This is a genomic window from Tolypothrix bouteillei VB521301 (genome assembly GCF_000760695.4).
Taxonomy (GTDB): domain Bacteria; phylum Cyanobacteriota; class Cyanobacteriia; order Cyanobacteriales; family Nostocaceae; genus Scytonema; species Scytonema bouteillei_A.
This window is the reverse complement of the sequence record NZ_JHEG04000001.1, coordinates 8,623,616-8,636,530: the sequence shown is the minus strand read 5'-3', so window position 1 is coordinate 8,636,530 and position 12,915 is coordinate 8,623,616. Positions and strand designations below refer to the sequence as shown.

Sequence of the window (12,915 nt, the reverse complement as noted above, 5' to 3'; positions counted from 1 at the left end):
CAAGCCTTACTTCAAACGAGTTTTCACTGGGGTTTTGTGTACCTGTTTATGGCACGCTTTGTGCAGGTGCTGGAGGTTTCCCACGTCGTCTGTTCCACCTTCTGCAACAGGTACTATGTGATGGGTTTCGATTTCCTCTCCATTGAATAATGGTTCGCCACATTCTGGACAAATCCAGTTTTGGTTTTCTGCTATCTTATATAATTTGGAACCCTTCTCAAAGCGAGATTTCCCAAATTTTTGGTGGCGTTTTCTCCAGTACTCTTTTAAGGAGGGGTCATCGGGACTAGCGTCGCCTTTGACTTTTATGTGGCGTTCGATAGGCGTATACGCGATTTGATATAGGACAAGTTCTTTATCCTTACCTTGTCGGTCACTTGTTGTACAAGCAAATACCCACTTGTTACCTTTAATGGTCTTAAAGTAACGCCAGCGTACCCATTTTGAGTTTTTATTGGGGTGTCTACGCTTTGCCCAACGCCAAAGGTATTGCCATACTCGGTGTGAGATATAGCCAAAAGTTTCCTTGCTGACTACCGCTTTGTAATAGTTAGCAAAACCTCTGAGAATTGGATTAAGCTTGTAAATAAGAACTTCCTGTTCTACACCATTCAGGTTTTTGATTTCCTTACCAATCCGCTTGCAGAAGGTTAACACCTTCTTTTTTGACGGCTTAATCAGGAGTTTTCCATCGTAGTGCCGGGAGTTGAACCCCAGGAAATCGAAGCCCTCTTCCATTGACGTGATTACCGTCTTCTCAGCGCTCAATTCAAGACCTCTCTTCGACATCCATGCTTGAATCAGGTTTTGGGCAGTTTCGAGACTTTCCTTGTCTTTTGCCGTGACGATGAAATCGTCGGCATATCGCACCACGCCAAATTTTGGGTTGGTGGCTTTTATATAGGTTTCTAAGCCATGCAGCCCAATATTGGCAAGTAAGGGTGAGATGACTCCTCCCTGTGGTGTGCCTTGTTCTGTGAGGTGAAGATGTCCTTGGAACACAAAACCCGCTTTTAACCATCCTTTGATGAGTTCCCGTTTTGGGAAGTTGCTCACCATGTTCAGAATGGACTCATGGGCAATGTTGTCGAAGAATCCCTTGATGTCAGCTTCTAGAACCCAATTGTGCCATCTTGAAAGCAAGTTGAAGCTTTGTTCTATTGCGTCTTGACAGCTTCTTCCCGGTCGGAAGCCATAACTGTTTTGTTCAAATACGGCTTCCCATTCGGGTTCGAGTGCGTTCAAAACCATTGCCTGTTCGATTCTGTCGCGCACGGTCGGGATGCCGAGCGGTCGAAACTTGCCGTTAGGCTTAGGTATTTCTACCCTTCGTGTTGGTTTAAGGTTTCCCCCTTGCCAATTGTTTACCAGAATCACCCGTTGCTCTGGGGTGTTGACGATTTCCTTGTCAATTCCTGCCGTTGCTTTTCCAAGATTTGTCTGGGTGATGCGTCGAACAGATAATAGTAAGTTGGCGTAGCTTCTTTGCATCAACTTCTGTAAGTTTCTCAGCTTACGGAAGTCCCCAAGCTGACTCGCACGAAAGATTCTTTGCCGTAGGTTTCTGACAGCTTTATTAACTTTTTTCCAATTAATATGGTTCCAGTTTACTAGCTGTTTCTTCAGTCCGTTTGAAGTCAGTTCTGACATCATCTAACTTGTCCTTAGATTAGATTCCTTTGTTTAGTTTCCTTCGTATAAGACCCAGAAGAAGTCTGCTTTTCCTTTCGGTCAGGAGTGATGTTTCAGCCCCTATCTGGTTTGCTACAAACCAGCATTCGCTTTTTCTTCCATCCTTTACCCTCCAGAGAGTTCCGTCTTTGTTACCTCAGACCTACTAAGAGTAATCGACCTCTCTTAGACTCTGTAGGGCTTACCCTGTTGTACCGTTTAGTTTTCTATCCTCTTTTAGGTGCTATCTATTCTGCGATGGAAGTTATGTTCATACGATTTATAGATGGACAAGCTATAAATCCGATCCATTTACCTTTTGGTCAGAGCTTATCAGCCCGATTTAGCTCCTTTTCGTATAACGCAGTTTATCTAATAGTTCACTCGCGTTCACCTTTAAAGGATTCCCCTTTGCCCCTGACCGCCTTAGGGCTGGCAGCTTCGGTTACTTTCGTGGTCTGCATTCCACCTCGTTCATTACTTACTTGAGGCGTGACCGGACTCTTATGAGCCTTTTACGCCGGGGTAGCGGGTATGAATCCGCTAGGGAAGTAGGCTTCCCGTACTAAACGACCTTTTCAGGTCGCGCAGCCCAATACGAATCGCACTGGCACGGATCTCGGCTGTTACCTATATTGCATGGGAGCATTCGTTTGAAAAAGCTGAGTTAGCTTACCACTATTTTAAACTCCAAATCTTCTGGATTTAAGCTGATGGAGGAAGCTTTCTCCATATCTTCAAACGCTTGTGTAAGCTCACCAAGTTGTTTGTAAGCGAGACTTCGATAGTGATATGCCTGAGCAGAATCAGGATTAATCTGGATAGCTTGGGTGAAGTTTTTAATAGCGTCTTCGTAATTTTTTTGCTTATAGAAAACCAGTCCCAGACCAAAGTATGCTGCATCATCATTGGGGTTCATCTGAATAACAGCCGAAAAATCTTGGATAGCTTTTTGGCATTCATCAAGTTCTCTATAAGCACAAGCTCGATAAAAGTAGGGTTCGGAATCTCGTTCCGAGCTAATTTCAATGGCTTTGGAGAAATCTTTAATAGCTTCTTCAAAACTTTTTAAGTTTAGGTAAGCAACACCACGAGTTATGTAAAATTTTTCTTCTTTTGGTTGACAACGAATAGCTAGGGTAAAATCTTTAACAGCTTTCTCAAGGTCTTTGGATTTCAGAAATACTAATCCTCGGTTGTAGTAAGTACCAGAAGAATCAGGCTCGATATCGATAACCTGAGAGAACTGTTGCATAGCTTGCAGGGAATTTCCAAGCTCAGCATGGGCAATCCCTAATAAATTATGGACCTCAGGCGCAAAACGCCATTTTGGATTAAGAAGAATGACCTTAGACAAATCTTCAATAGCTTCTTGATATTTCTCTTGTTGAAAGAAAGCTTCTCCTCTCATCATGTACAGTTCTTCACTATCTGACTTAAGATAAATAGCTTCAGAAAAATCATTGATAGCTTCTTGAAGAAGTTCAGATTCTAAGTAAGCAAGACCTCGATAAAAATGAGCTTTTCCAGGTTTGTAACCAAGTTGAATAGTTTTAGTAAAATTATCTATTGCTTTACCAAAATCATGTAAATAAAATGAATAAACTATTCCGATATTTCAAACATTTCAGTCATAACGACAATTGCATGGGACATACACTGTTTTTTACATAAAGTGGATGACGCGGATACCCAGCTTTGGTTTGACCCAAGCAGTGGAGAGGTTGATGAGCGGAAATTAAAGAAAGGACTGCTCGATCTCGATTGAGAAAACTGCCATGTACACCCCAGGCAACAATCACTAATGCAGCACGCTCCGTTGCCGATTGAAGGTAAGAGTTATTTTTTGAACCAATCGGGTCAGCTACCTTAAATAAATCGCGAGGTTTTGTTGCACGATAAGCAAACAAATTGACGACTTCAACAGAACCATAACCCCAGAACCGAGCAAAATGAATACACCTGCAGAGCGTGCGATCGTCTCGAACAGCATCGGCGGTGCTTGGGTTAAGCATGACAAAAGTTGTTTGCCCTGCATTGATATCCCATTCACGCCTGAGTAAATAGCGATAATTCCCTTCAATGATGGCAGATTTTATCATGCATCTCTAAGGCTTTTGTAAGGCTCATTTTTACACCACCTTGAGGGCCTATTAAAAAACCCCGACGTGCTGGCTTAACAGGAGCCTTCTCCTCTAATTTCAACTGACAATTTAAAAGAATAGTTGCTAAAATTAATTTCATTTCAAACAAAGCAAATACTTGACCTAAGCATTGACGAGAACCACCTCCAAAAGGCCAAAATTCATAAGGTGAGTACTTCCGATTAATAAACCTTTCTGGTTGAAATTTGTCAGGTTGAGGATACAGATCTGCTCGATGATGAGTTAAGTAAATAGAAGGTATTACATACGTCCCAGAGGCAACTTGATACCCCCTTAAATTGACAGAGCGTAAAGTCATTCTAGGAAAAGTGGAAGGAACTACAGGGTAAATCCGTAAAGTTTCTTGACAAACTGCTGTCAGGTAAGGAAGTTGAGCCATTGCGATCGCGTCGGGAGTATTTAAACTTCGCAACTCATGCAAGAGTTTCTTATAGACTTCTGGTTGTTGATGAATCCAGTACAAAGCCCAAGCGATAGCAGTAGCCGTGGTTTCGTGACCCGCAACGAGTAAAGTCAAAAGGTTATCTCTTAATTCGGCATCACTCATGCCTTCTCCATTTTCATATTTTGCTTCAATTAGCAAACTCAAAATATCAAAATGTGTGACTTGTGCTTGGCGACGCTCCTGTATTTGCGTCATGAGTAACTCATCAATCTGTTGCCGCAAGCGCAGATATCTCCCCCAAGGACTCCAAGAACCCAAATCTTTTCTTAGAGGTGGAAATAATAAAACACTGGCGCTGAGTGGTGAATTAGTTAAATCCAACCAAGTTGTCATTAAATCTTCCAGTTTTTCAAACCGCAATCCCTCATCAATACCAAAGACTATTTTTAAGATAATTTTTATTGTGATGTCTTCACTTATATGACGAGCAATAAAAGTTTGTCCTGGTTTGAGGTGTTGTATCACTTGTTGAGTGATTTCACAAATTTGCTGCCCGTAATTGACCATTCGTTCCCCATGAAAGGGTGGCATCATTAACTTTCGCTGTTTTTGATGGCGTTCCCCCTCTTGTACAATTAATGAGTTTTCTCCAACTTGAGGTTTGAAGATTTCATTGGCAGCAGCCGGAGCCGCAAGAATTTTATTTATGGGATTAAATAATTCTTGAAGATCTTGAGGATGACTGACAACTAAGGTTTCTAAATTCCCAAAGGGATTGGTGAAAAAAAGGTCTCCGTAATTTTTGGCACAACGCTCCAAGAACTCCAATGGTTTTAGGGTTGATTCAATCTGTTGGATAAGTTTGGGAGTTTTAATTTTCTCAATTTGTTTACTCATACTTTGTGGATACCAATAATTATTTTCTTTAAGAATTATTGTGAAAAGCGTCCTTGTCAGAAGTCGCACCTAATTAATTACTAACTAACAGACGATTAATTTTGAGAACAAAGGCGAGTGCCTTCAACAATAGCCACTTTTTTCCAACTAATTTATAAGCAACTACACCGCTAACTCTCCAGTCATGCTACCACAGATAACAATACATAGCCTGCTGTAAACTGCCTGCTCCTAAGCAGTACTGATAGTTGGTTCTGCAATCCCCGATTTTTGCCTTGCTGTCAGAGCAGTAAAGCCGTGACCTTTATCCTGAAACCCATTGCAAACGATCGATTCCCAAACCATTAATTCCAGAAATTCTACTACCACCGATCGCATATTGAGAACTCGAACCACTGATAAACTCTGTACAATACATTATTAGTCCCTGCTGCATCTCCTTCACCACACCAATCTATGTTAGATCGAAGAGCACCAGAAATCGAACTGCTCCGTGCGGCATACGTAGCCTTTAACAGGCGAGACATTGACGCTGCCCTTGCCCTCATGACTCCGGATGTGGTTTGGCCGAGAGCGTTCAAAGGCGGTTTTGTCCGTGGACCTGAAAAAGTTCGCGCTTACTGGACGGAGCAATGGAGCGAGATCGATGGGCACGTCGAGCCGCAAACCTTTTACTTGGAGGAGGACGGGCGCATTTTGGTCTCGGTGCATCAGGTCGTGCGTGACTTGGCTGGAGCAGTTCTTGCCGATGAACACGTAGGCCATAGATTCACCTTTGAACACGGCTTGATTCAAGCTATGGAAGTCTGTCCACCTCCATCGTCCACCCCAAAGGCCTAACCACGCGCTCCTTGCGAATGGGTTAAGGCGGGCGTCCTTAAGGGCTCTCGAATTTTTGTACGTTGGGCAAACCCAACAAATTGTTGTCAAAGTGCGATCGCTCTTCCTCAAATCCCCCTGGTAATCCACTCCCCGCTTTTTGGGCAGCTTCAGCCGTGTAATATATTTTTTCTCCGTACACCTCGATAACACGGCTTGTTCTAATGGATGCTTGATAATTGTATCTTCAACAAGAAGCTACTTTTTCTGACAAAATCTGACTATTTAAAGATATCCTTAGCTGCAAATGGTTTGGCTACTAAAGACTTTTTCTAACTGTGGTTTTCAAAAGAGAAGCTTAAGATGAAGTCACTGCGATTGCAGAAATTTCTGTCTGAAATTCTAGGTTTTGTACCAAATTGAGTCATATAGTACGGTATCTTACTTGGCAAGCAAAAACAGCACTTAATCAGTTAGTCAATCAATCTATAAATTCTATTAAAGGAGAGATTTGCCATGTCTTCTACAGAAAAAAACAAAATAATTGCTCGACGGTGGTTTGAACTCATTAGCGAGCAATTGAGCGAAGAGATCTGCGAGATGACCGCTTCTACCTGGAAGATGCACGGTGGTCCGCTAGGGCTTCCCCCAGGACCGGACGGAGTCCGCGAGCTTTTTCGTTTAATTGGTCCTATCGATCAAAAATGGACGATAGAAGATGTAATTGCTGAAGGTGATAAAGTTGTTGTACGTGCGACAAACACATGCGTTCAGGAGAGTTTTCTTGGGATACCAGGTCGCGGTCAAAGGCAGACGTTCGCCGCTACTTTCATTCACAGGATTGCTGACTCTAAAATAATTGAAACTTGGCGAAATGCTGACGATCTCGGACGCGTTCTTCAACTCGGAGCGCAAATTGAGCCGAGAACGTCCGAGCAGTATCCCATGTAGACGGATGATATTGGCATGATATGAATTGGGGAGGAACGTAAGTCACCCAAATAGTTGAAGACTGGATTAACCAACTTCCTAATACAAAAATTAGCAATCCACTTGCGTGGCTTTAACTCCCCCTAGTAATCCACTCCCGCCCTGCACTCTCCGCAGCTTTAGCAGTGTAGTATAGCGTTTCCCAAACACCACTCTATTAGAACCAATGACTCGAAACTGCCAACAATTGCCTAAGCCGTAAGGAGTACACTTTACCGCTTCTTATCTCACCATAATGATGGTTGTAAGAGAGAGCCCTAAATATTTTAATAAGAATTGTATTTTTTGTAGTTAATAACTGTTGGTACCTGTTGAAATTTAAAGTCATGAACAATACATTTTTTGATAAATTTTTCCGCGACAGTAATGGTGAAATTGTTATAGCTCAGATGCCAAACCTACCACTTATTGTTTGGATATCAGCTAGCTTGCTTAAACTAATTTTTCCAACAGGCGGGATTAATATAGGATTAGACTTGGTGGCTTTTGGCTCTTTATTTACTTGGGCATGGCTGGAATTATTTCAAGGTGTTAATTATTTTCGGAGAACGCTAGGTTTTGTTGTGCTTATGGGTGTTATCGCGTCAAGAACTGTGGGTCTTGATGCACTTGGCTACAATATTTAACGCAAGGGGCGATTGCTTCCCAATCTTCCGCTCGGGTACATTAACAGTTATCTGTATATCTTTGAGAGCGCATATTAGTCAATTGCTAACCCGACTTGCCTAAACCAAGTAAGCTTGTCCCAATAACCACGTTGAAAGCGGATTTTTCCATCTACGACATGGAAGAAACCGCAACCTTTTAAAGTGTACTTTTTCCCCACAGAGTTTGCGTCGTGCTCATTCCCAACAAACGTTCCACCACCAGACCACTCTAGAATCGCCCACTCTCCATCCTCAAATAAGTTTTCGATGTGAGTGTAGGTGTCTGGCGTTGAACGAAAAAAGTTGACAAAATCATTATAAATCGCGCTTTTTCCTTCAAGAGGAGTTCCAATGGCAACCTGAATGTTCACGGCGTCTTCGTGATAAAGTGCTGCGGCTGCATCTGCATCGTGGGTGTTCAAGGCATCGACCCAAGTACTAATAACCTGCTTTGGTGTTACCATATGCAGTCTTCACCATGTGCTACAGTACTCTTTATCTTCCCCCAAGTTGATAAGAATTGCACCAAAAAATTCTCATTTATTCAACGCTGGCTTGACAAGCCTCATCGGCGATGTACTGAAAATAAAGCTCTGCGATCGCATCCAACTAAGAATGTGTCCAACTTTTAACTTATGCTGCACCGTTTCACAGAACAAGGGCTCATTTGCATTACCCAACCCCATCACGCTTGGCTTGCGGGTCAACTAGCGTGCGCTTGGGGTAATGAAAAATTCGGTACATTGGCTCCAAGAGTTGAAGTTTGTCTCGCCGCAGAAATTCACGATATCGGCTGGCTTGAGTGGGAACAATCGCCAACCTTAAACCAAGAAACTGGCTATCCCCATAACTTTACCGAACTAACAACACAAGAACATATCAATATTTGGTCAAGTGCCAAAAAGCTTGCGCTACCAATGGGAAGGTATGCAGCATTACTTGTTTCAATGCACGGTACGGGTCTGTATGAAAGGTTTACAAGCTGGCAAAATTCCGCCAATTCAATTCAAATTGTGCGGGATTTTTTAAAAGGCGAATATGAATTTCAAGAAAAGCTTATTGCTATCTTGAATCATGATGAATACTACACAAAATACGCAACACGAGAGGCGATCGAACGCAATCAAAAGCTAGTTGCAACGTGGGATGCGCTTTCAATTCTTTTGTGTCAGGGATTTACTGGTAAACAAGAAGTCACTCAAGTACCAGCGCTTGATAGCACGAACGCGCTTCAATTAACCCTGGTAGAAAACAAAAACAATCACCATCAAATTACAGTATCTCCTTGGCCATTTAGGGAGAGCGAGGTTAATTTGGTGTATGAAGGACGGCTTTTACCATCGACTTTTAAGGATGAAAAAAGAATGCGAGACACTCTTATGGAAGATTGCTGGGTAACTTTAAGCACTATATTAAAGCCAGGTAGGGATTAAAAAGTTCAATGGTATACCCACTTGCTTTCTAGTTAAGGACTACAGGTATCCTTGTAGGAATTGGATTCCAATTTAGCAGTCAGTTGTAGAGGTTTTTCCTCTACAACTTGGGTTAAGAAATTCCAGAAGTGCCTAGGACTTCAAGACTTTTACAAAAGCAGTTAACGAGCGAAACAACAGCACTAAAACCAGAAGAGTTGTAATTGCAACCCCTCCAGTCTCCCATAACTGCGTTTCAGCAATGCTGCATAAACTTGTTGGTACAGCTATCTCTGTCCCACCAAAGCTAATAGGAAATCCTTGTAACATCTGGTTTACCTCTTGTAAAGAATGGCTTTTTTCGGAATCAGGCTCACGAATGCAAGATAAACCAGTAGTTTCGCGACAAACTATTAGGCTCTCCTCACACCATGAAAAACCCGAACCTCGCACTTACGTACTTAGAGGTATTTATAACAAATTATTTTCTCAGAAGCAATCTTTATTTCAGGATGATATCCCTGCTGTGAGCATTTTTCGCAGCAGGGAACCTAATAGTTTGTCGCAATGTCTATATTACACCCTCATGTTTAAATTTCGCATAAAGAAATTAATTGATTTAATGAAGAAAGCATAAAGAATAAGTCATAAAGCCTGGTAGAATTACTTAGTTGCGGGTGAGTTGACAAGCGATATTTAGTTGCGATCGCGTAACACTGTCAGCCAATCATCGAATTGCCCGATCGCCTCAGATATGGAAATACGCTCGGGTAATTGTCCCATGCCATCTGCACGCCCAAATGGTTACTTAGGTTCCCAGTAGTCATCTTTTGGACTGTTGTCATATTGTTCCATTGCAGCTTTCACATCTGGGATATGATGGTATGCCCACTCCCCCAGGACTGCTAATGGCTCGACTAACGATTTTCCCAACGGTGTAAGGGAATAGTCTACTCTTGGAGGAACCGTAGGATAAATTTCTCGCTCAATTAATCCACACCGCTCCAGATTGCGAAGATTTTGAATAAGCATCTTGGGCGATACACCAACAATTTGCTGCTTGAGTTCGCTATAGCGCTTCTTCCCTTGTGTCAGGGCATACACAATCAGCACTGTCCACTTGTTGGCAATGTGTTCGAGCATTTGATGACCCGCACAATTTGTATCAAAGAGATTCATCTGCGATATGCGCTCGAGCGCAGGCTGGGGGAGGTAGTTGAGTTGGGGTTCGTTAGAATCCAGATTGAGCGCCATGTTTACTAAAAAGTAACTAATACACTTTGCCGTTAATCCTTTCGGGCAGCAATACCTCAATGGTACTCATGAAATATCAGTTTTATGAGGTAACGATTATGCAAGCGCAGACTATAACTCAGTTTGGTAGCCCCAGCGTATTTGAAACGGCAGACATCCCTGTACCCCAAGTTCTGCCAAACCACGTGCTGATTCGGGTAGCAGCAACTAGTGTCAATCCAGTGGATTGTAAGATCCGACAGGGCGCAGTCGCAGATATTGCCCCCGATCTGCCTGCTGTTTTGCATGGAGATGTTGCTGGCGTGGTTGAAGAGGTTGGCGAAGGCGTTACCGCTTTTCAGCCTGGAGATGAAGTTTATGCTTGTGCAGGTGGAGTGAAAGGATTGGGGGGTGCATTAACAGAGTATATGCTGGCAGATATGAACCTGGTTGCTCGCAAACCAAAGTCCCTTACAATGGCAGAAGCAGCAGCCCTTCCCCTCGTCTCTATTACAGCATGGGAAGGACTCATCGATCGCGCTAAAGTTCAACCGGGGCAAAGTGTTTTGGTTTACGGCGCAACCGGAGGAGTGGGGCATATAGGTGTGCAATTAGCAAAATGGGTAGGAGCAACAGTATATGCTCTGGTGTCCGATGAAGAGAAAGCCGCGATCGCCCGCAAGCTTGGAGCCGACTTTACCATCAACTATCGCTCACAACCTGTGGAAGAGTTTGTAGCAGAACACACGGATGGTCAGGGATTTGATGTGGTGTTTGACACGGTTGGTAACGATAATTTACAAAATGCCTTCAAAGCGGCAAAGCTTAATGGCACAGTCGTTTCGCTCGTCTCTTTATCTCAGCAGGACTTAACGCTTCTCCACGCTAAAGGACTCACCGTGCATTTGGTGTATATGCTGATTCCACTGCTGTACGGAATGGGTCGGGTGCGTCACGGAGAAATCCTAACGCAACTAGCTCAACTAGTATATGAGGGAAAAGTACGACCGTTACTCGATTCTAAAATATTTCATTTCTCTGAAGTGACACAGGCTCATCAACGAGCTGAGTCGGGTCAGGCGATCGGTAAAGTGGTACTGCAACGGTAAAGCGCTGCTTAAAACAATTTAAGGATAAAGTATAAAGTAAATCCCTCAATTTATTGAGGGTGCTCAACCTATTTTTCTTCCTTTATCCTTTTGGATTCAATATCCCAAGTTTTTTTGGTTAACTAATTCGCCGTAAGTCCCCCCACGCTCATTCGGTACTCCGAATCAGTGGCGGGATATAAGGCGGGCTGCGACGATTACATCTTTGACCAATTCTTACGCCCTGGTAAGAGAGGAAAAAGATGTATGAGGAGTAGCCAAATATTTCCGGAATAACTTTACTGCAAATAGGATATTATAGTAAGGAAATCAATCAAGGAGGTGAAGACTAGTGTTAAGACGAGCTGTAAAAGTACGCTTATACCCAACGGATGAACAAAAACAAATACTTGCACAACATTTTGGCTGTGCGCGTTGGTGGTGGAACTATGGACTGAATAAGTGCATTGAAACTTACAAAGCGACTGGTAAAGGTTTGTCTCAATCTGGTCTAAACTCCATGTTGCCATCGCTCAAAAAAGAGTTTGAATGGCTGGGAGAATGTTATTCACAGGTGTTACAATCTGTAAGTCTTAATTTGTCCCGTGCATATCAAAACTTTTTTGAAGGTAGAGCAAAGTATCCTAAGTTTAAGTCTAAACATCACCGTCAATCTATCCAGTATCCGCAAAAAGTCCAGCCAATTGGAAAATTCTTGAAGTTCCCAGGAAGACTTGGTGTAATTGAAGCTAAAGTACATAGATTGTTGGACGGAACAATTAAAACTGTTACAGTCAGTCTGTGTCCATCTGGCAAGTATTATGCTTCTGTGTTGATGGAATATAAAGGTGAAAACCCGACACCTAGCACTGACGGCAAGGTGATTGGAATTGACTTGGGTATCAAAGACTTTGCTATTACTCATGATGGTGAAAAAACGTCTAAATATGCTAATCCCAAGCATCTTGCTAAACACGAAAAGAACTTAGCTAGGAAACAGAGGAAGTTAGCAAGAAAACAAAAAGGAAGTCAGCGGAGAAAAAAAGCGTTAAAACTAGTAGCTAGGGTATACGAACGAGTTAGCAATGTCCGTCACGATTTTCTACATAAGTTGTCGCGAAAAGTTGTAGACGACAATCAGGTTGTAGTAGTCGAAAACTTAAACGTCAAGGGCATGGTTCGTAATCACAAATTAGCTAAAGCAATATCTGATGTAGGATGGGGGACTTTTACTAACTTCTTGGCATACAAGCTAGAAAAAGAAGGCAAAGTGTTAGTAGAAATAGACCGATGGTTCCCTAGCTCCAAGCTTTGCTCTAATTGTCATTACCAAGTTGATGAGATGCGGTTGGATGTCCGTACATGGGCGTGTCCTAGTTGTGGTACTCATCACGATAGAGATGAGAATGCTGCTAAAAATATTAGAGCAGAGGGTATCAGAATGCTAATCTCCTCTGGGACGGGGGAGTCTGCCAGTGGAGGGGATGTAAGACCAAATCGCGGACGCAAGTCCAAGACGCGGCAATCCCCTGTGAAACTGGAAGCCCACACTGTACTTGGTACTCCAACTCAGTGTGGGTAGTTCACCATCTATAACATTTGAAAAAG

The 12,915-nt window shown here is 42.7% G+C and carries 15 protein-coding genes and 1 pseudogene; 6 read left to right on the top strand and 10 right to left on the bottom strand.

Annotated elements, in window-relative coordinates:
• Nucleotides 1-6 precede the first annotated feature (6 nt).
• The 6 genes and pseudogenes from ltrA to HC643_RS35255 form a co-directional block, all read right to left on the bottom strand.
• The gene (gene ltrA / locus HC643_RS35275; protein WP_038082281.1) at nt 7-1,653 is read right to left on the bottom strand and encodes a group II intron reverse transcriptase/maturase; all 1,647 of its coding nucleotides are present in this window, start codon (nt 1,651-1,653) and stop codon (nt 7-9) included.
• A 685-nt stretch (nt 1,654-2,338) separates the two neighbouring features.
• Nucleotides 2,339-3,085: a tetratricopeptide repeat protein gene (locus HC643_RS35270; RefSeq protein ID WP_167844820.1), complete on the bottom strand. Its 747-nt coding sequence runs from the start codon at nt 3,083-3,085 to the stop codon at nt 2,339-2,341.
• A 33-nt stretch (nt 3,086-3,118) separates the two neighbouring features.
• A pseudogene (locus HC643_RS42700) lies at nt 3,119-3,280 on the bottom strand (hypothetical protein); the annotation flags it as partial.
• Between the two features lie 22 nt (nt 3,281-3,302).
• Nucleotides 3,303-3,773, bottom strand: coding sequence for a DUF1643 domain-containing protein (locus HC643_RS35265; protein ID WP_038093302.1), 471 nt, complete (start codon nt 3,771-3,773; stop codon nt 3,303-3,305).
• Nucleotides 3,751-5,118 carry a cytochrome P450 gene (locus HC643_RS35260; RefSeq protein ID WP_038093305.1) on the bottom strand — a complete coding sequence of 456 codons (1,368 nt, stop codon included), beginning with the start codon at nt 5,116-5,118 and terminating at the stop codon, nt 3,751-3,753. Before HC643_RS35260 ends, HC643_RS35265 begins: the two co-directional genes overlap by 23 nt.
• 231 nt (nt 5,119-5,349) lie before the next feature.
• Nucleotides 5,350-5,514 (bottom strand): hypothetical protein, encoded by a 165-nt coding sequence (locus HC643_RS35255; RefSeq protein WP_167844819.1) that lies wholly within the window; start codon nt 5,512-5,514, stop codon nt 5,350-5,352.
• 60 nt (nt 5,515-5,574) lie between these two features.
• On the opposite strand from HC643_RS35255, the gene HC643_RS35250 reads away from it, so the two are divergent.
• Nucleotides 5,575-5,958 carry a nuclear transport factor 2 family protein gene (locus HC643_RS35250; protein ID WP_038093308.1) on the top strand — a complete coding sequence of 128 codons (384 nt, stop codon included), beginning with the start codon at nt 5,575-5,577 and terminating at the stop codon, nt 5,956-5,958.
• A gap of 37 nt (nt 5,959-5,995) precedes the next feature.
• On the opposite strand, the gene HC643_RS35245 is transcribed toward HC643_RS35250, so the two are convergent.
• Nucleotides 5,996-6,139 (bottom strand): hypothetical protein, encoded by a 144-nt coding sequence (locus HC643_RS35245; protein WP_167844818.1) that lies wholly within the window; start codon nt 6,137-6,139, stop codon nt 5,996-5,998.
• Nucleotides 6,140-6,453: 314 nt separating this feature from the next.
• Here HC643_RS35245 and HC643_RS35240 point away from each other — a divergent pair, with 314 nt between their 5' ends.
• Together HC643_RS35240 and HC643_RS35235 are read left to right on the top strand one after the other, a co-directional pair.
• Nucleotides 6,454-6,888 carry an ester cyclase gene (locus tag HC643_RS35240; protein ID WP_038093311.1) on the top strand — a complete coding sequence of 145 codons (435 nt, stop codon included), beginning with the start codon at nt 6,454-6,456 and terminating at the stop codon, nt 6,886-6,888.
• A gap of 365 nt (nt 6,889-7,253) precedes the next feature.
• Nucleotides 7,254-7,553: a hypothetical protein gene (locus HC643_RS35235; RefSeq protein ID WP_038093314.1), complete on the top strand. Its 300-nt coding sequence runs from the start codon at nt 7,254-7,256 to the stop codon at nt 7,551-7,553.
• A gap of 74 nt (nt 7,554-7,627) precedes the next feature.
• Here the strand turns inward: HC643_RS35235 and HC643_RS35230 are convergent, their stop codons facing one another.
• Nucleotides 7,628-8,038 carry a nuclear transport factor 2 family protein gene (locus HC643_RS35230; RefSeq protein ID WP_038093317.1) on the bottom strand — a complete coding sequence of 137 codons (411 nt, stop codon included), beginning with the start codon at nt 8,036-8,038 and terminating at the stop codon, nt 7,628-7,630.
• A gap of 171 nt (nt 8,039-8,209) precedes the next feature.
• Here HC643_RS35230 and HC643_RS35225 point away from each other — a divergent pair, with 171 nt between their 5' ends.
• The gene (locus HC643_RS35225; protein WP_038093319.1) at nt 8,210-9,007 is read left to right on the top strand and encodes a DUF3891 family protein; all 798 of its coding nucleotides are present in this window, start codon (nt 8,210-8,212) and stop codon (nt 9,005-9,007) included.
• A gap of 132 nt (nt 9,008-9,139) precedes the next feature.
• On the opposite strand, the gene HC643_RS35220 is transcribed toward HC643_RS35225, so the two are convergent.
• Together HC643_RS35220 and HC643_RS35215 are read right to left on the bottom strand one after the other, a co-directional pair.
• Nucleotides 9,140-9,316, bottom strand: a complete 177-nt coding sequence (locus tag HC643_RS35220) for a hypothetical protein (protein ID WP_153021411.1) — start codon at nt 9,314-9,316, stop codon at nt 9,140-9,142.
• A gap of 474 nt (nt 9,317-9,790) precedes the next feature.
• Nucleotides 9,791-10,240 (bottom strand): winged helix-turn-helix transcriptional regulator, encoded by a 450-nt coding sequence (locus HC643_RS35215; protein WP_038093325.1) that lies wholly within the window; start codon nt 10,238-10,240, stop codon nt 9,791-9,793.
• Between the two features lie 98 nt (nt 10,241-10,338).
• Here HC643_RS35215 and HC643_RS35210 point away from each other — a divergent pair, with 98 nt between their 5' ends.
• Together HC643_RS35210 and HC643_RS35205 are read left to right on the top strand one after the other, a co-directional pair.
• Entirely contained in the window at nt 10,339-11,328 is a 990-nt protein-coding gene (locus tag HC643_RS35210; RefSeq protein WP_038093372.1) for a zinc-dependent alcohol dehydrogenase family protein, read from the top strand.
• Between the two features lie 331 nt (nt 11,329-11,659).
• The gene (locus tag HC643_RS35205; RefSeq protein ID WP_038093328.1) at nt 11,660-12,889 is read left to right on the top strand and encodes an RNA-guided endonuclease InsQ/TnpB family protein; all 1,230 of its coding nucleotides are present in this window, start codon (nt 11,660-11,662) and stop codon (nt 12,887-12,889) included.
• Nucleotides 12,890-12,915: the final 26 nt, after the last annotated feature.